The sequence below is a fragment of the Streptomyces sp. NPDC005803 genome, from assembly GCF_040630435.1.
Classification (GTDB): domain Bacteria; phylum Actinomycetota; class Actinomycetes; order Streptomycetales; family Streptomycetaceae; genus Streptomyces.
The window spans coordinates 22,700-40,008 of the sequence record NZ_JBEXXO010000007.1 but is presented as its reverse complement, the minus strand read 5'-3'; the positions used below and the strand labels follow the sequence as shown (position 1 = coordinate 40,008).

Sequence of the window (17,309 nt, the reverse complement as noted above, 5' to 3'; positions counted from 1 at the left end):
GGCGGCGTAGTCGCCCATGTCGCCGTCGTCGGACGCGTCGTAGTTCATCGCCATGTTGTTCACCGCGGAGACGTCGACGTCCTCGGCCGCGGCATCCTGGAGGACGGCGGTTCCGCTCGCCGCCAGCCCGTCGGGCCTGACCGGCAAGGTGTAGGTGACGTCCAGGTCGCGCTCCTGCTGGAGCAGGTGCGGGGCCTCGTCGCGACGGCCGATGGCTGGTGGGCGCTCCACCACCGGGTCGACGGGTCGTACGACCTCGACGACATCCCGCTCGCCCGGACGCTGGGGTCGGCGGGTTTCGTCCAGCTGCTCCTGCGGTTGCGGCCCGGCTGCGGGTGGCTCGGCCGCCGGCCCGTGGCGGCGCGGGTGGTGAAGGTCCTCAGCGCCCGCGCCGTGACCGTGTACCTGTGGCACGAGGTCGCGCTGATGGCGAGCGTGCCCCTGATCGACCTGATGGGGGACGTGCCGGCCCCGGAACGGCATCTGCCGCTCGACAGCCCGTGGCTCCAGTTCGCTGTCGTCCGGGTCCTGGTCGCCGGGGCCGTGGTGCTCGTCGGGTGGGTCGAGGACGTCGCGGCGAGACGCAGACCCCGGCTGGTGCCCTGAGACGGGCCACCGGCCCCGGACGGATTCCTCGCCCGGGGCCGGTGCGCGCCCCGGATCAGCCGGCGGCCAGGACGAACCAGCGCGCCGGCAGGTCGATCCTCGTCCCGTCGGGCAGGTACTCGGTCTGGGGCAGCGCCGTGTCACCGCTGTCCAGGGTGGTCAGTCCGGCCGCTCGCAGCAGTTCCGGCACCTCTTCCTCGGTGGCGCTCGCCGGTTTCAGTCCGTGCTCGAAGACCCGCCGCAGCTTCTCGGGTGGCCCGCCCGGCCCTTGCGCGGCGTGCTGCAGCACGGCCTTGGAGGCCGGCGTCAGCTCGGCGACGAACGCCCGGCCCCGCTTTCCCAGCAGCGTCGCCACGGCCGCGGCGACGGCCGGCCTGGCCTCGGGTTCACTCTGGTGGATGACCGCCCGCATGTAGACGTTCGCATCGCCGAGCCGCTCGTGCAGGGCGCGCACCGCCTCGCCGTCGACAAGATCCAACTGGGCGAACTCGGCCACGCCTTCGCGGTCCGCCCGCCGCGCGTGGCCGATCGCCGCGTGGGCGAGGTCCACGCCCAGCGCACGGGCGAACCGGGTGGCGAGATAACGGGTCTGGGTGCCGTTTCCGCAGCCGAGGTCGACGACGGGCAGTGAGGCGTCCGCGTACGGCAGCAGCAGCTCGCTGTGCGGTACGGCGCTCAGCGAGGGGTCCGCGTCCCAGATCGCCTCGCCGGGGGCGTCCGTGGTGGCTGACCAGAAGCCTTCCCACGCCTCGCGGTATCGCTGCGACACATCCATGCGCACTCCCAAGTCCGGCCGTCCCGAGCGTTTTCGCTCAGCACCGGACTACCGTCACCGGCCGCCCTGGGCAAGGGGATGCACACGGTGGACGATCTCCGCCCCGGCCTGCCGGAGGCCTGCTTCACCAGGAGGCCGGCCGGGGGCGGGGGAAGCGGGAGAGCGCCAGCTCGAACCAGACGGTCTTGCCGCGCGCCGTCGTGCTCGTGCCCCATTCCCGCGCGAGGCTGCTCACCAGCACCAGTCCGCGGCCGAACTCGTCGTGCGCGGTGGCGCCCAGCAGCGTGGCGGGGGCGGGGTCGTCGTCGCTGACCTCGCAGAGCAGGGCTCCCGTGCGTACCAGCCGGAGCTCGATGTGATGGGTACGGCCGTGCTTCACGGCGTTGGTGACGAGCTCGCTGACCATCAGTTCGGCCGCCTCCACCGCGTCCGGCAGCTCCCAGTCGAGGAGCCTGCCGCGGACCAGCCGGCGGGCCCGCGCCACCTCGCGCGGATCCAGGGCGAGTTGCCATGCTGCGACGTCGCCGTCCGGGATCCCGTTGAGCCGGGCCATCAGCAGGGCCACGTCGTCCTTGCGCCCGCCGCTGGGGTTCAGGGCGCGGATGATCGTGTCGCAGGCGTCGTCCATCGATGCCGCGGGGTGGGCGGCGGAAGCACAGAGCGCGGCCAGCCCCGCGCCGATGTCCTGGCCGCGCACCTCGACCAGGCCGTCGGTGCAGAGCACCAGCCGGTCCCCCGGGCGCACCCGCACCGTGGCGGTCTCGAAGGCGACCCCGCCGACGCCGATCGGGGCGCCGGTCGGCAGGTCGAGCAGCTCGGCCCGGCCGTCCTCGGCCCGGACCAGCACGGGCGGGATGTGCCCGGCATTGGCGATCTGCAGTTCGGAGCGGATCGGGTCGTAGACCGCGTAGAGGCAGGTCGCGAGGTACTGCTCACCGAGCCGCTGCGCCAGGTCGTCGAGGTTGCGCAGCAGTTGGGCGGGCGGCATCTCCATGGTGGCCATGGTCAGTACGGCGGTCCGCAACTGCCCCATCATCGCGGCCGAGTTGAGGCCGTGGCCCATCACGTCGCCGACGACGAGCGCGGTCCGGGAGCCGGGGAGCTTGACCGAGTCGAACCAGTCGCCGCCGACCCTGCCGAGCCGGGCGCCGGGCAGATAGCGGGTGGCGATGTCGCAGCCCGCCATGCGGGGTTCGATCTGCGGCAGCATGCTGTCCTGGAGGGTCTCGGCGACGTTCTCCTGGTAGGTGTACATGCGGGCGTTGTCGAGGACGAGCCCGGCGCGGGCGGCGAGTTCGGCGCCGGTGGTGCGGTCCATGTCGTCGAAGGGCGCGCGGCCGGGGCGGCGCATCAGCACCATGAAGCCGAGCACCACGTCACGGGCCTTGAGCGGGACGATGAGCAGGGAGCGGTGGGTGATGAGGGGGCGCAGGTCGCGTTTCTCGAACTCGCCCGAGATCCGGTTGCTCAACTCCTCGCTGACGTAAGGGACGATGACGGGTTCGCCGGTGACCATGCACTGGAAGAAGGGGGTGTGCTCCGGGAAGGCGATGGATTCGCCGACGGGCACGGTGTCGTCCCACCGGCCCGGTTCGTCGTTGTGCTCGACCCAGACGCGGTGCCAGACGGTGGTGACGTCGGGCGGCCCGTCGGGGAAGGCCTCACCGGCCAGGACCGCGGCGCGCAGATGCGTGCCGGCGAAGTCGGTGAAGCGGGGCACGGCGGCGCTGGTGACCTCGCGGATGGTCCGTTCCAGGTCGAGGGAGGTGCCGATGCGGCCGCTGACCTCGTTGAGGAATTCCAGCCGCTCACGGACGGCCGCGTATTCGAGGTCGAGCTCCGGGCGGGGTGCGGCGTGCGGGAGGGGCGGACGCGTGGCGGTGTGCTGCGGGCCGTCGGCGCCGTGTCGCCCGGCGCGCCGCGGCACACCCCAGTCGGGGGTCACCGGGATGCGGTCGTGGTGACTGAACTCCAGCACCGGGTAGCCGAGTTCGAGGACCTGGGAGACGATCCTGGTCGCCTCCTGGACACTCATGCTGGGCAGGATCTCGGGCAGCCGCGAGGACAGCTCCTGGTAACCGGGGAAGTCGGTGTGCAGCGCGAATCCGGGAGCGATCGTCTCGTTGTCCGGGGCCCCGCCCTCCGCGTCGCCCCGCAGCGGCGCGGAGTCCGCGGCGAGCACGAGCAGCCGCTCGGGGCCCGGGCCGACCAGCGGATACGCCCACCACAGCACGTCGACGCGGCCGCCCGGTTCGTCCACGCGGGCCCGGCCCGCCGCCGGGTAGGCGACGGTCCCGCTGAGGGACGTGTCGAGTTCGGGGCCGAACTCGGCGTACGCCCCGTCGGGCAAGGGGTCGCCGTGCGGCCGTAACGCCCCGGCCACCGGCAGGAGTTCCCCCGCCGGGCAGCCGACGGCGTCCTCCCGTGAGACCCCGAAGAGCTTCCTCGCACCGGTCGACCAGTGCGAGACGAGTCCGTCCGCGTCGACGACGACCACGGCGAGCGGCACGCGGCCCGCCGCGGCGTCACGCGGCTGTGGTGTCCTCTGCGGCGGCACACCGAGGTCCATGGGCGGAAGACTCCTTCCTCGCCGCAAGCTTCTGCGGTTCGTGCGTCCACGGTACGGCCCCGGGCCCGGCGATGCCGGTCATCGGCCCAATCACCCCCGAGGGGGCAGCGCGGGGCGCGCGGCTTGACCCGCCACCGCGCCGGTGGGGGACCGGCGCGGCGGCGGGCCGGCGTCCTCAGTCCTCGTGGCCCAGCTGGAGGTCCCGTTCGGTGCGCCCGCCGCCCGCGACCTGGAGCACGGTGGCGACCGGCGGATAGCCGGCCGCGATCACGGTGTACTCCCCCGTCGACAGGTCGACGAACCGGAAGGATCCGTCGGGTCCGGTGGTCAGCGTGTCGACCACGTTGCCGGCCGCGTCCAGCAGCGTCACCCGGGCGTCCTCGACGGCCCGGCCGCCACTGGCCCTGACGATCCCGCGCAGCACGGCGCCGCCGGCCAGTTCGATGTCCTGCCGGGTCTCCCTGGCCGCCTGCACGCTGACCGGCAGCGCGGCGGGCCGGAAGGCCGGTGCGGAGGCGGCGAGGGTGTACTCGCCCGCGACCAGCTCCGTGATCACGTACCCTCCCTCGCGCCCGCTGCGGGTGGAGGCGACGACTTCGCCCCGTACATCGGTCAGGGTGACGGCCGCGTCCCGTACGGGGACGCCGTCCGCGGTCACGACCGTCCCGGCCAGCCGGCCGGCGCCGCCGAGCACCACGTCCAGCTCCACCGGCCGTTCGCCCACCGTGACGCTGACGGCCTGGGGCTGGTGGCCGCCCGCGGCGGCGATGAGGACGTACGCGCCGGCGCCGGGCACGCTCAGCGCGTACCGTCCCTCGTCCCCGCTGGCGCCCCTGCCGACCTGCTGGCCCTGCACGTCGATGAGGGTGAGGGCGGCGCGCGGGACCTTCGTTCCGTCGGGGTGCTGGACGCTGCCGCAGACCGGCACCCCGGAGAGGTATCCGACGGAAGGGGGGCCCGGGTCCATGCGGGCGGAGGGGATCGAGGCGGGCTCGGCCGCGGTTTCGGGGCTGTGGTGGGACACCAGCGGTTTCTCCTTGAGGAAGAAGGCGAAGAACAGGCCGAGCACGAGGACCGGCACGAGGTAGAGGAAGATCCGGGGCATCGCGTCGGCGTACGCCTGGATGTAGGCGTCCCGCAGCGCGGGCTCCATCGCGTGGACCAGCTGCGGCGTGATCGACTCCGGGTCGGGCAGCCCGGCGCCGGAGGGCAGCCGTACGGCGAGGGCGTCGGCCAGCCGCCCGGCGAACAGGGTGCCGAACACGGCGGCTCCGACGCTGCCGCCGATCTGCCGGAAGTAGTTGTTGGCGCTGGTGGCGGTGCCGAGGTCGGCGGGGCGTACGGAGTTCTGCACGGCCAGGACGAGCACCGGCATGATCAGCCCGATCCCCAGGCCGAGGACCGCCTGCGCGATGCTGTACTCGAACCGCGGGGTGTCGGTCTCGAGCCGGGACAGCAGCCACATGCCCACCGCGGAGATCGCGCTGCCCGCGATCGGGTAGACCCGGTAGCGGCCGGTCCGGGAGATCAGCTGGCCGGAGACGACGGAGGCGCCGACGATGCCGCCCATCATCGGGAGCATCAGCAGCCCGGACTCGGTGGCGGTGGCCCCGTCGACCATCTGCAGGAAGGTCGGCAGGTAGCTGGCTGCGCCGAACAGGGCCACCCCGACGACCGCGCCGACCAGGGCGGTGACGTTGAAGATCGAGTCGCGGAACAGCCGCAGCGGGATGATCGGTTCGGGCGCGCGGTGCTCGACGGCGAGGAACAGCAAGGTCGTCGCGGCGGCTCCGGCGGCCAGCCCCAGGATGGTGCCCGATCCCCAGGCGTACTCCGTTCCGCCCCAACTGGTCAGCAGGACGAGGCAGGTGGAGGCGGCGGCCAGCAGCACGGCGCCGAGGATGTCGAGCCGGGGGCGGACGGTCGGTCTGGGCAGCTTCAGCACCACGGTGATGACGACGAGGGTGACCAGGCCGAACGGCACGTTGATGTAGAAGCACCAGCGCCATGAGGCGTGGTCGGTGAAGAAGCCGCCGAGCAACGGGCCCGCCACGGACGCGAGTCCGAAGGCCGCGCCGATCAGCCCCATGAACTTGCCGCGCTCCCGGGCCGGTACGACGTCCGCGATGATCGCCTGGACGCCGATCATCAGCCCGCCGCCGCCGACGCCCTGGAGGGCGCGGAAGGCGATCAGTTCGTCCATGGTGCGGGACCAGCCGGCCAGCGCGGAGCCGACGACGAAGACGACGATCGCGAACTGGAAGACGCCCTTGCGCCCGAAGAGGTCACCGAGCTTGCCGTAGACGGGCAGTCCGATGGTCGAGGCGAGCAGATAGGCGGTGACCGCCCAGGACATCTTCTCCAGGCCGTGCAGCTCGCCGACGATCTTCGGGAGGGCGGTGGCGACGATCATCTGGTCGAGCGCCGCGAGCAGGAGCGTGAGCATCAGCCCGATGAAGACGAGCCGGATGCGGCGGGGGTCCACGACCCCGTCACCGGCCGGGGCGGCGGGCTCCGTCACGGTGGGAGGCGGCGGAGGCGGGACGGCCATCGGCACCGTCTCGGTGCTCTCCGTACCGCCGGGCTCGTCCTTCACCAGAGTGATCCCACCCACCACGTGCCGCTCCCCTCGTCGCACTGCCGCCGCCCATTTCTCGCATCGGGCGACAAGCGAGGGCAAACGCGACGAGGGGGCGCTGACGGCGCACTCAGGGGGCTTATCCCCCGGTGGGAGGCACTACGGCGCACAACCGACGGGACGAAAAAACCACCCGAACCGGTGAGGCGGGGCGGCTCGCCCGAGGGCTACTTCTCCACCTCGGTGGCGAGGTTCTGCAGCAGCTCGTCGTAGATGCGCCCAAGTCCCTTGGGCGCGAAGGTCTTCTCGAAGAATCCGCCGATACCGCCGGCGCCGTTCCACACGGTGGAGACGACGGCCTTGGACCTGCCCTCACCGGCCGGGGTGACGGTCCAGGTCGTGACCATCGAGGAGTTGCGGTCCTTCTCCACGAGCTGTCCGTCGGTCGGCTCGGTGACCTCCAGCAGGCAGTCGCGCACGCGCTTGCTGGTGGCCTGGAGCTTCCAGTGGACGAGGGTGCCCTCGCCGTCGCCGCCCTCCCGGACCTCGTACTCGCTGAAGTGGCCGGGCAGCACCTTGCCGCGGACGTCCTTGTAGTCGGCCAGCGCGTCGAACACCGTCTCCGCGTCCGCCGCGATGATCCGCTCTGTCGTGGCCTCGACCTGCGCCATGGCTGTTCCTCCAGCACTCGGTTGTTCGGGGGTGTGCTGAGCCAACCACCTCGGCAGCCCGGCTCAAAATCCGGTCCGGGACGAAGGGGAGAAAACGATCAAGGGAACAAGTGTTCTATTCTCGGGGCAGTGCTACCGAGGAGGCGTCCATGCGCTGGGACAATCTGGCCGATAAGCCCGCCGAAACCACCGAACCCGTCGCCGGCGCGCTCTTCGCCGCGGACGCGGTGACGACCCGCACCTTCGACACTCCGGAGTTCCGGGGGATCACCTTCCACGAGATCCGGGCCCGCTCGATCGTGAACCGGGTGCCCGGGGCCTCGCGGATGCCGTTCGAATGGACCGTCAACCCCTACCGGGGGTGCAGCCACGCCTGCGTCTACTGCTTCGCCCGCAGGACCCACAGCTATCTCGACCTCGACACCGGGCTCGGCTTCGACTCGCAGATCGTGGTCAAGACCAACGCCCCGGAGCTGGTACGCCGCGAGCTCGCCTCACCGCGCTGGCACGGCGCGCACATCGCGATGGGCACCAACGTCGACTGCTACCAGCGGGCCGAGGGCCGCTACCGGCTGATGCCCGGCATCCTCACCGCCCTGCGCGACCACGCGAACCCCTTCTCGATCCTCACGAAGGGCACGCTGATCCTGCGCGACCTGGAGCTCCTGCGGCAGGCCGCCGAGGTCACCGAGGTCGGCGTCTCGGTCTCCGTGGGCTTCACCGACGCCGAACTGTGGCGGACCGTGGAGCCCGGCACGCCCTCCCCCGAGCGCCGCCTCGACGTCGTACGCGCCCTCAGCGAGCACGGCATCGGCTGCGGGGTACTGATGGCGCCCGTGATCCCGTACCTCGGTGACCGGCCGGACCAGCTGCGGGCGACGGTCCGCGCGATCGCCGCCGCCGGCGCGACGTCGGTCACCCCGCTCGTCCTCCATCTGCGCCCGGGCGCCCGGGAGTGGTACATGGAGTGGCTCGGCCGGCACCACCCGCACCTGGTGGGGCGCTACGAGCGGCTGTACGCGGACGGCGCGTACGCGCCCACGTGGTACCAGCGCCGCATCACGCGGTACGTGCACGAACTGGCGGCGGAGTACGGCATCGGCCCCGCGCACCGCGCAACCCCCCGCGGCCTCCCCGGTCGCGACGAGCCGGAGAGCCCGCCGCCCGGCGCCGAGCCCACCCAGCTGACCCTGCTCTGACTCGGCGCCCGCCCACAGGGGCAATCGGGTCATCTCCCACCGGAACAGGACCTCCCGGCCCCGAATACGGGGAGCATGCGGCGAGGGCTGCGCCACGCCCAGCCCTGCTCCCCCACCACCGGAGGCCACATGACGAACCGTGCAGGAATCCTGGTCGCCGTCGGGGCGACGGTCGCCGGTCTGATGACCGCCGCGCCGTCACCGGCGAGCGCCGACAGCGGCGCGCCGCGCGCCGCGTCGCTCAAGTGGACCGACTGCGGCACCGAGGCGCATCCCACGCTCCAGTGCGCGTCGGTGCGCTCCCCGCTCGACCATGACGACCCGTCGGGCCGTCAGGTCACCCTCGCCCTGTCCCGGATCCCGCACACGGCGAAGACCTTCCAGGGGCCACTGCTGGTCAATCCGGGCGGTCCCGGCGGCAGCGGCCTGTCCATGGCCGGTTTCGTCGCCGCCTCCCTGCCGGAGGCGGTGGCCGCGCAGTACGACGTGATCGGGTTCGACCCACGCGGTGTCGGCAGGAGCCGGCCGGCCCTGGACTGCGTGTCGAAGTACTTCGACCCGGTGCGGCCCGACCCGGTGCCGCGATCCGTCCGGGACGAGCAGACCAACCGCGAGCGCGCCCGCGGCTTCGCGGCCGCCTGCGGCGAGAAGTATCCGGACCTGCTCCCGTACATGGACACGCCCAGCGCGGCCAAGGACCTCGACGTGATCCGGCGCGCCACCGGCTCGCGGCAGCTCAACTACTTCGGCTACTCCTACGGCACGTACCTGGGCGCGGTGTACGCCAAGCTGTTCCCGGAGCGCGTCCGGCGCCTGGTCCTCGACTCGAACGTGAACCCGGACGGGGTCTGGTACGACGACAACCTCGACCAGGACTACGCGTTCGACACCCGCCACAAGGCCTTCGCCGCCTGGGTGGCGAAGCACGACGCCGCGTACGGGCTCGGCGGCGACCCGTCGAAGGTCGAGGCGGCGTGGTACCGGATGCGGGACGCGGTCAGGGAGCATCCCGCGGGCGGGAAGGTCGGCCCGGGCGAGCTGGACGACACCTTCCTGCCGGGCGGCTACTACAACGGCTACTGGCCGACGCTGGCCGGGGCGTTCGCCGCCTATGTGAACGACAAGGACGTCAAGCCCCTGGTCGCCGCGTACGAGCGCTTCGGCGCGGTCGACGCGGCGGGGGACAACGGGTACACGGTCTACACGGCCGTGCAGTGCCGGGACGCGCGGTGGCCGCGCGACTGGGAGGCCTGGCGCGGCGACAGCTGGTGGGCGCACGCCAAGGCGCCGTTCATGACCTGGGGCAACACCTGGTACAACGCCCCCTGCGCCGACTGGCCGGTGGAGCCGCTGAACCCGGTACGGGTCTCCAACCGCGCCGTGCCGCCGGCGCTGCTCTTCCAGGCGACGGACGACGCGGCCACGCCGTACGAGGGCGGCGTCACCCTGCACCGCGAGCTCGTCAATTCGAGTCTGGTCGTCGAGGAGGGCGGCGGGAACCACGGCGTCACGCTGAGCGGCAACGCCTGCCTGGACCGCTACCTGGCGGATTACCTGGCCGAGGGGACCGTGCCGCGCGGGCAGCACGGCGACGTGGACGCCGTTTGCGCGAAGACGCCCGATCCGGAGCCGGCGGCCGCCACGTCCGCCCGCCCCGCGCCCCGTCCGGACGCGAACGGCCGGGGAAACACGCTGCACCGGCTGCTCGGCTTCCGGCGCTGAAGGGCTGAGGGTCTGAAGGGCTGAAGGGCGGCGCGCCACACCCGCCCCTCAGCCCGCGGGCAGCCGGCTGAGCGCGGTCTCCGCGGCACCGGCCAGCCTCGGGTGGGGCAGAGCCGCCTCCAGGAGGGGGCGGGCCTGCACGTCGCCGAGCTGCCCCAGGCCCTCGACGCAGGCCAGCGCCACCCGCCAGTGCGGCTCGTCGGGTCCCAGCAGCCTGGACAGGGTGCTCATGAGCGCGGGTACGGACTCCGGGGCCCTCAGCTCGGTGAGCAGGCGGACCGGGTGCAACGCGTAGGCGGTGCGCAGGCTGTTGGTGGCGAGCGCGGCGGCGGCGCGGGGCGTGCGGGGGTCGCCGAGACGGGCGAGTGCGTGGGCGGCGCCGACGCAGCGTGCCGGGTCGCGGTGGTTGAGCAGCAGCACCAGGGTCTCGAAGGCGCGGCGGTCGCCACCGCAGCCGAGCCGGAACGCCGCGATCTCGCGCGCCCAGAGCGGACGTTCACGCTCGATGAGCACCTCGGCCAGTTCCTCGTCGTCCTCGGTGGCGAGCAGCCTGCGGTAGGCCGCCGACTCCCCCGCCTCGTCCGCCAGCCGGTGCGTCAGTGACCGGAACTCTTCGTCCATGACCCTCAGCGTATAGGCGGACACGAAGCGTGCCCATGAGGGCGGTTGATGTGAGGGGGGCCACAACGATCGGGGACTGGCGCGCTCGTTACCCGCCGGTTAACCTCATGTGAGCGGGGCACTCCCCCGCAGGCTCCGGTGGCCTGGTGACGCAGCCACCCGGAGTGTTCGTCGGTTCGGCAGTTTTGTGAGACGTGACTCCGGGACAGAGTCCGTCGCCCCTTCCCGGTCCCGGCGTGTGCTTCGCACCCGGGGCCCGAGCACCACGACAGGCAATTCCCGTACGCCGCGCGCCGGTTCGGGCTTCGTGCCTCTCTCATCGGCCACGCGCCCCGTGCGTCCCTCAGTCGTCACTCATCCCTGGAGTCCCGTGATGGACACCCCGCTCAGCATCATCGCCGTCGTCGGCCTCGGCACCATGGGCACCGGCATCGCCGAGGTCCTGACCCTCGCCGGCCGCGAGGTCATCGGTATCGACGTCAGCGACGCGGCCGGCCGCCAGGCCGTCGCCGCCCTGGAGTCCTCCACCGCCCGCGCCGTGCGGCGCGGGCGGATCACCGAGGAGGAGCGGCGCGACGCCCTCGCCCGGTTCCGCACCTTCTCCGACCTGCGGGCCGCGGCCGAGGCGGAGCTCGTCATCGAGGTCGTGCCGGAGACGTACGAGATCAAGCAGCAGGTCTTCCGGGAGCTCGACGCGGTCGTCTCGCCCACCGCGATCCTCGCCACGGGCACCAACGCCCTGTCGGTGACCCGCCTCGCCGCGGAGTCGCAGCACCCGGAGCGGGTCCTCGGCCTGCACTTCTTCAATCCGGCGCCGGCGATGAAGCTGGTCGAGGTCGTTTCCTCCGTGCTGACCGCGCCGCCGGCCGTCGAGGCCGTCACCGCGCTCGCCCGGCAGCTGGGCAAGGAGCCGGTCGCGGTCGGCGACCGGCCGGGGTTCGTCGCCGACGGCCTGCTGTTCGGCTACCTCAACCAGGCCGCCGCGATGTACGAGGCGAACTACGCCTCCCGCGAGGACATCGACGCGGCGATGAAGCTCGGATGCGGCCTGCCGATGGGCCCGCTCGCGCTGCTGGACCTCATCGGCATCGACACGGCCCGCACCGTCCTGGAGGCGATGTACTCCGCCTCGCACGACCGGCTGCACGCCCCCGCCCCCGTCCTGGGCCAGCTCGGTGCGGCCGGGCTGACCGGCCGGAAGTCGGGCCGCGGCTTTTACACGTACGCGGAGCCGGGCAGCGAGACCGTGGTCCCGGACGCGCTGACTCCGGCGGAGGACGCCGGGGCGGGCACGGGGCGCACGGTGCGTTCGGTCGGCGTCGCGGGGTCCGGGACGATGGCGTCGGGGATCGCGGAGGTCTTCGCGAAGGCCGGTTACGAGGTGGTGCTCGCCGCGCGCAGCCCGGAGAAGGCGGAGATCGCCAAGGGCCGGATCGCCAAGTCGCTGGAGCGGTCGGTCACCAAGGGCCGGCTGACCGCCGGGGCACGGGACGAGACCCTCGCCCGGATCACCGCCGCGGGCTCGCTGGACTCGCTCGACGGGGTGGACCTGGCCGTCGAGGCCGTCGCCGAGGACCTGGCGGTCAAGCAGCAGCTGTTCGCCACGCTGGACAAGGTGTGCAAGCCGGGCGCGGTGCTCGCCACCACCACCTCCTCGCTGCCCGTCGTCTCGATCGCCCGGGCCACCTCGCGGCCCCAGGACGTCATCGGGATGCACTTCTTCAACCCGGCGCCGGCGATGAAGCTGGTCGAGGTCGTCCGCACCGTGCTGACCGCCGACGATGTGCACGCCACGGTCCGCGAGGTCTGCGGGAAGGTGCGCAAGCACCCGGTGGACTGCGGGGACCGGGCCGGGTTCATCGTCAACGCGCTGCTGTTCCCGTACCTCAACAACGCGATCAAGATGGTCGAGGAGCACTACGCGAGCCTCGACGACATCGACGCCGCGATGAAGCTGGGCGGCGGCTACCCGATGGGCCCCTTCGAACTGCTGGACGTCGTCGGTCTCGATGTCTCGCTCGCCATCGAGAAGGTGCTGCACGGCGAGTTCCGCGACCCGGGCCTCGCTCCGGCGCCGCTGCTGGAGCATCTGGTGGCCGCGGGCTGCCTCGGCCGCAAGACGGGACGCGGCTTCCGCGAATATGCCCGCCGCTGACGCGGGGGGCTGGGGCGGGCTGCTCGGCCCCTCGGGCGGCCCGCCCCCACAGGCGCGCTCTCCTGCACCGATGCAGTACGTTCACACCATGTCCCAGCCCGCCAGGTCCCCCCGTGTGTCCGCCGTGCCCGACGTCCCGGAGAGTGCCGCGGGCACCCGTGCCGCCGCCCAACGGCTCAAAATGCGCCGCGAACTGGCCGCAGCGGCGATGGAGCTCTTCGCCACGAAGGGGTACGAGGCGACGACCGTCGACGAGATCGCGGGCGCGGCGGGCGTCGCCCGACGGACCTTCTTCCGGCACTTCCGGTCCAAGGAAGAGGCCATCTTCCCGGACCACGACGACACCCTGGTACGGGCCGAGGCGGTCCTCAACGCCGCCCCCGCGCACGAGCACCCGCTCGACACGGTCTGCCGTGGCATCAAGGAAGTCATGCGGATGTACGCGGCGAAGCCCGCGGTCTCCGTGGCCCGGTACAAGCTGACCCGCGAGGTCCCCACGCTGCGGCAGGCCGAGATCGCCTCGGTGGCCCGCTACGAGCGGCTGTTCACGCGCTATCTGCTGGGCCACTTCGACGAGCGCGACCACCACGCGGGCAACGACGATCCGCTGCTGGCGGAGGTCGCGGCGTCCGCCGTGGTCACCGCGCACAACCACGTGCTGCGCCGCTGGCTGCGGGCGGACGGCCAGGGCGATGTGGAGGCGCAGCTGGACCAGGCGTTCTCCATCGTCCGTGACACGTTCGGGACGGGGATCGGCGCGGGCCGGACCGCCGCCGGCGAGCCGGCGAAGCCGCCGGCGGCGTCGGTGAGCGCGGAGGGCGAGGTCCTGGTGGCCGTGGCACGGACGGACGCGCCGCTGGACGAAGTGATGCGCGCGATCCAGCAGGCGCTCAAGGAGCGCTGAGCGGGGCGGTACGGCCTCGGCCGCCTGCCCCGCCGGGGAGGGCCAGGCGCGGCCCCAGAGGCCTCAGAGGCCTCAGAGGCCTTCGGGGGCCTGCCACGGCGGCGGTGCGGAGCCCTCGCTCCAGGCGGCGAGCGCCTCGCCGTCCAGGCACAGGATCCCGCACTGTCGCGCGTAGTCCAGGGCCGGCTCGGTGTAGGCGCTGGTGGTGACGCAGACGGCGATCTCCGCCTCGTGCACGGCGTAGCAGGTGCCCCCGAACCGCTGGAGGTCCTGGGAGCCGACCTTGTTGGTGGGGCCGTAGCACTTGCACTGGACGACGAGGCGCCGACCGTCGGGGGCCGACGCCAGCACGTCGGCCCCCAGATCGCCCGCTCCGCCCACGACCCGCACGTCGGAGCAGCCGTCCCGCTCGCAGAGCGCGGCGATCGCCTCCTCGAACCCGTCGGGGTCCAGGGCCGCGTAGTCCGCCACCTCCTCCACCGGCCCGGCCTCTTGCGGTTCCGTCAGGACGACTGTGCGCGCGATGTCGTACTCGGCGGCCCCGTACGGCTCGGGGGCCGGTTCGAAGAGCTCCTCGGGAGGGTCGAAGATCTCGGCCACGGCCTCGGAGAGCGGTCCCGGCTCCTCGGCCGGCCGGCGGCGCGTCCTGCGGAGGTACAGGATCAGGACGGCCGCGGCGCCGAGCGCCGCGGCCGGTACCACGGCGGCGGGATGCCTGCCCGCGCCCTCCCACAGGGTGCGTACCAGCAGCCCCGCGCCGCAGATCAGCAGGGCGACGGCCGCGAATCCGAAGGCGGTCCTGCGGACGCTGAAGGCCCTGCGGGTCCCGCCGTAGCCGCGTTCTCGCATCGGCACCGTCATCCGTTCTGCCCCACCCGTCCCGATATGAGTCTTCCAAGATCATCCATTTCTGCCGTCTGCCCCGGACGGCCGGATCCAACGGCCGTGAAACACGGTTGCACCCGCCTCCGCCCGGTGCTGTGGTGTGCCGATGACCCAGAATCAGGACCACCGCTCCCTGCTCGCCGTGTTCGACCGTGAGATGCGCCAGGGGGCCCGCCCCGACGGTCCCGGCGTCCGCGTGGAGCGGACCGACGACCTCGTACGCCAGGTCGGCTCGGACCACGACTGGAACGGGGTCGTCTGGTCGTCTCCGGACCTGGACGCCGAACGGGCGGACGCGGCGATCGCCGCACAGGTGGCCCACTGCACCGAGCGCGGGTACGCGGAGTTCGAGTGGAAGCTCTACGCGCACGACCGGCCGGCCGACCTCGGGGCGCGGCTGCTGGCGGCGGGCTTCGTGCCCGATGAGCCGGAGACCCTCCTCGTCGCCCGGGTCGCGGACCAGCCGGTGACGGTCCGGCTCCCGGAGGGCGTCCGCCTGCGCACGGTGCGTGACGAGGCCGATGTGGAGCTGATGGTCCGGGCCCATGAGCGGGCGTTCGGTTCGGACGGGTCCCGGCTGCGCCGTCAGGTGCTGACCCGGCTGAGGGAGGATCCGGAGGACTTCGTGGGCGTGGTGGCCATGGCGGGCGAGGAGCCGGTGAGCTCGGCCCGGATGGAGCTGTACCCGGGCACCGGCTTCGCCGGGCTGTGGGGTGGCGGCACGGCCGAGGAGTGGCGCGGCAGGGGTGTCTACCGGGCGCTCATCGCCTTCCGGGCGGGGATCGCCGCGGAGCGCGGTTACCGGTACCTCCAGGTCGACGCCACGCCGGACAGCCGCCCGATTCTCGAGCGTCTCGGCTTCGCGGTCCTGGGCACCACGACGCCGTACGTCTACCGCCCCGCCTCCTGACCTCCGCCGGGCTTCCCCGGAACCACCCACCCCGGGCACAAGGCGGCAAATCGCCCGCCGTGTTGCTCATGCGTGGCACCCGGATGACAATTGAGGGAAATTGCTGGCACCCAGTGCCTTGCCAGCTGTCACGCAGTGCCATACGTTGAAGTGGTCCGGGCGGCCGGCGTGCTGAGACCTCACGTACGCCGGCTGTCCCCGCAAGCCACGTGCCTGCGCGCCCGGGCGCCTGCGTCACAGGCAACCCTTCTGCTCCACAGAGCAAGCAGCCGAAGCACCGTCCGCCGAACCGACGGCACACCTCCACCCCCGCCACCCCCTGTTCCCAGGGACCCCTGAAGCGTTCCCTCAACGCCGCACCGCCGGAGGCACACCGTGAAGGAAATTCTGGACGCGATCCAGTCCGAGGACAGCACCCCCGCAGACTTCGCGGCCCTGTCCGTCCCCGAGTCGTATCGCGCGGTGACCGTGCACAAGGACGAGGCCGAGATGTTCGCCGGCGTCGCCAGCCGCGACAAGGACCCCCGCAAGTCCCTCCACGTCGAGGACGTGCCGGTGCCCGAGCTCGGCCCGGGCGAGGCCCTGGTGGCGGTCATGGCCAGCTCGGTCAACTACAACTCCGTGTGGACGTCGATCTTCGAGCCCGTCTCGACCTTCGGCTTCCTGGAGCGGTACGGCCGGCTCAGCGACCTCAGCAAGCGCCACGACCTGCCGTACCACGTCATCGGCTCCGACCTGGCGGGCGTCGTCCTGCGCACCGGCCCCGGCGTCAACGCCTGGAAGCCCGGCGACGAGGTCGTCGCGCACTGCCTCTCGGTCGAACTGGAGTCCTCGGACGGCCACAACGACACGATGCTCGACCCCGAGCAGCGCATCTGGGGCTTCGAGACCAACTTCGGCGGCCTGGCGGAGATCGCCCTGGTCAAGTCCAACCAGCTGATGCCGAAGCCGGACCACCTCAGCTGGGAGGAGGCGGCGGCTCCCGGCCTGGTCAACTCCACCGCGTACCGCCAGCTCGTCTCGCGCAACGGCGCGGGGATGAAGCAGGGCGACAACGTCCTCATCTGGGGCGCGAGCGGCGGACTCGGCTCCTACGCCACCCAGTTCGCCCTGGCCGGCGGCGCCAACCCGATCTGCGTCGTCTCCAGCGACCAGAAGGCGGAGATCTGCCGGAAGATGGGCGCCGAGGCGATCATCGACCGCAACGCCGAGGGCTACAAGTTCTGGAAGGACGAGCACGAGCAGGACCCGCGCGAGTGGAAGCGCTTCGGCAAGCGCATCCGCGAACTGACCGGTGGCGAGGACGTGGACATCGTCTTCGAGCACCCGGGCCGCGAGACCTTCGGCGCCAGTGTGTACGTGACCCGCAAGGGCGGCACGATCGTCACCTGCGCCTCGACCTCCGGCTACAACCACGAGTACGACAACCGCTACCTGTGGATGTCGCTCAAGAAGATCGTGGGCTCGCACTTCGCCAACTACCGCGAGGCGTGGGAGGCCAACCGCCTGGTCGCGAAGGGCAAGATCCACCCGACGCTGTCGAAGGTCTACTCCCTGGAGGACACCGGCCAGGCCGCGTACGACGTCCACCGCAACCTCCACCAGGGCAAGGTCGGCGTCCTGGCGCTGGCGCCCGCCGAGGGCCTGGGCGTGCGCGACGGGGAACTGCGCGAGCAGCACATCGACGCCATCAACCGCTTCCGGAACGTCTGAC

13 protein-coding genes are annotated in these 17,309 nt (G+C 72.3%); 7 read left to right on the top strand and 6 right to left on the bottom strand.

Features of this window, described 5'->3' with window-relative positions; translation table 11 throughout:
* Positions 1-186: 186 nt before the first annotated feature.
* On the top strand, positions 187-606 hold the full coding sequence (locus ABZ454_RS12185) for a hypothetical protein (protein ID WP_359537534.1): 420 nt from the start codon (positions 187-189) through the stop codon (positions 604-606).
* Positions 607-661: 55 nt separating this feature from the next.
* Here ABZ454_RS12185 and ABZ454_RS12180 read toward each other — a convergent pair whose 3' ends face one another.
* The 4 genes from ABZ454_RS12180 to ABZ454_RS12165 all read right to left on the bottom strand — a co-directional run bounded on the left by ABZ454_RS12180 (position 662) and on the right by ABZ454_RS12165 (position 7,199).
* Positions 662-1,381, bottom strand: coding sequence for a class I SAM-dependent methyltransferase (locus ABZ454_RS12180; RefSeq protein ID WP_356323858.1), 720 nt, complete (start codon positions 1,379-1,381; stop codon positions 662-664).
* 124 nt (positions 1,382-1,505) lie between these two features.
* Positions 1,506-3,950, bottom strand: coding sequence for a SpoIIE family protein phosphatase (locus tag ABZ454_RS12175; RefSeq protein ID WP_359537532.1), 2,445 nt, complete (start codon positions 3,948-3,950; stop codon positions 1,506-1,508).
* A gap of 175 nt (positions 3,951-4,125) precedes the next feature.
* The gene (locus tag ABZ454_RS12170; protein ID WP_359537530.1) at positions 4,126-6,567 is read right to left on the bottom strand and encodes an MFS transporter; all 2,442 of its coding nucleotides are present in this window, start codon (positions 6,565-6,567) and stop codon (positions 4,126-4,128) included.
* A 188-nt stretch (positions 6,568-6,755) separates the two neighbouring features.
* The gene (locus ABZ454_RS12165) at positions 6,756-7,199 is read right to left on the bottom strand and encodes an SRPBCC family protein (protein ID WP_359537528.1); all 444 of its coding nucleotides are present in this window, start codon (positions 7,197-7,199) and stop codon (positions 6,756-6,758) included.
* Positions 7,200-7,348: 149 nt separating this feature from the next.
* On the opposite strand from ABZ454_RS12165, the gene ABZ454_RS12160 reads away from it, so the two are divergent.
* Positions 7,349-8,398, top strand: a complete 1,050-nt coding sequence (locus ABZ454_RS12160) for an Rv2578c family radical SAM protein (RefSeq protein ID WP_359537526.1) — start codon at positions 7,349-7,351, stop codon at positions 8,396-8,398.
* A gap of 129 nt (positions 8,399-8,527) precedes the next feature.
* Positions 8,528-10,120 carry an alpha/beta hydrolase gene (locus tag ABZ454_RS12155; protein ID WP_359537524.1) on the top strand — a complete coding sequence of 531 codons (1,593 nt, stop codon included), beginning with the start codon at positions 8,528-8,530 and terminating at the stop codon, positions 10,118-10,120.
* Between the two features lie 48 nt (positions 10,121-10,168).
* On the opposite strand, the gene ABZ454_RS12150 is transcribed toward ABZ454_RS12155, so the two are convergent.
* Positions 10,169-10,741 (bottom strand): adenylosuccinate lyase, encoded by a 573-nt coding sequence (locus ABZ454_RS12150; protein WP_359537522.1) that lies wholly within the window; start codon positions 10,739-10,741, stop codon positions 10,169-10,171.
* Positions 10,742-11,114: 373 nt separating this feature from the next.
* Here ABZ454_RS12150 and ABZ454_RS12145 point away from each other — a divergent pair, with 373 nt between their 5' ends.
* Both ABZ454_RS12145 and ABZ454_RS12140 read left to right on the top strand, forming a co-directional pair.
* Positions 11,115-12,896 (top strand): 3-hydroxybutyryl-CoA dehydrogenase, encoded by a 1,782-nt coding sequence (locus ABZ454_RS12145; protein WP_356323844.1) that lies wholly within the window; start codon positions 11,115-11,117, stop codon positions 12,894-12,896.
* Between the two features lie 88 nt (positions 12,897-12,984).
* Positions 12,985-13,800, top strand: a complete 816-nt coding sequence (locus ABZ454_RS12140; RefSeq protein WP_359537521.1) for a TetR family transcriptional regulator — start codon at positions 12,985-12,987, stop codon at positions 13,798-13,800.
* Between the two features lie 72 nt (positions 13,801-13,872).
* On the opposite strand, the gene ABZ454_RS12135 is transcribed toward ABZ454_RS12140, so the two are convergent.
* Positions 13,873-14,661 carry a restriction endonuclease gene (locus tag ABZ454_RS12135; RefSeq protein ID WP_359537519.1) on the bottom strand — a complete coding sequence of 263 codons (789 nt, stop codon included), beginning with the start codon at positions 14,659-14,661 and terminating at the stop codon, positions 13,873-13,875.
* Positions 14,662-14,791: 130 nt separating this feature from the next.
* Between ABZ454_RS12135 and ABZ454_RS12130 the strand changes: the two genes are divergently transcribed.
* Both ABZ454_RS12130 and ccrA read left to right on the top strand, forming a co-directional pair.
* Positions 14,792-15,595 carry a GNAT family N-acetyltransferase gene (locus ABZ454_RS12130; protein WP_359537517.1) on the top strand — a complete coding sequence of 268 codons (804 nt, stop codon included), beginning with the start codon at positions 14,792-14,794 and terminating at the stop codon, positions 15,593-15,595.
* Positions 15,596-15,970: 375 nt separating this feature from the next.
* A complete protein-coding gene (gene ccrA / locus ABZ454_RS12125; protein ID WP_356323836.1) occupies positions 15,971-17,308 on the top strand; it encodes a crotonyl-CoA carboxylase/reductase in 1,338 nt (445 codons plus the stop codon).
* Position 17,309: the final 1 nt, after the last annotated feature.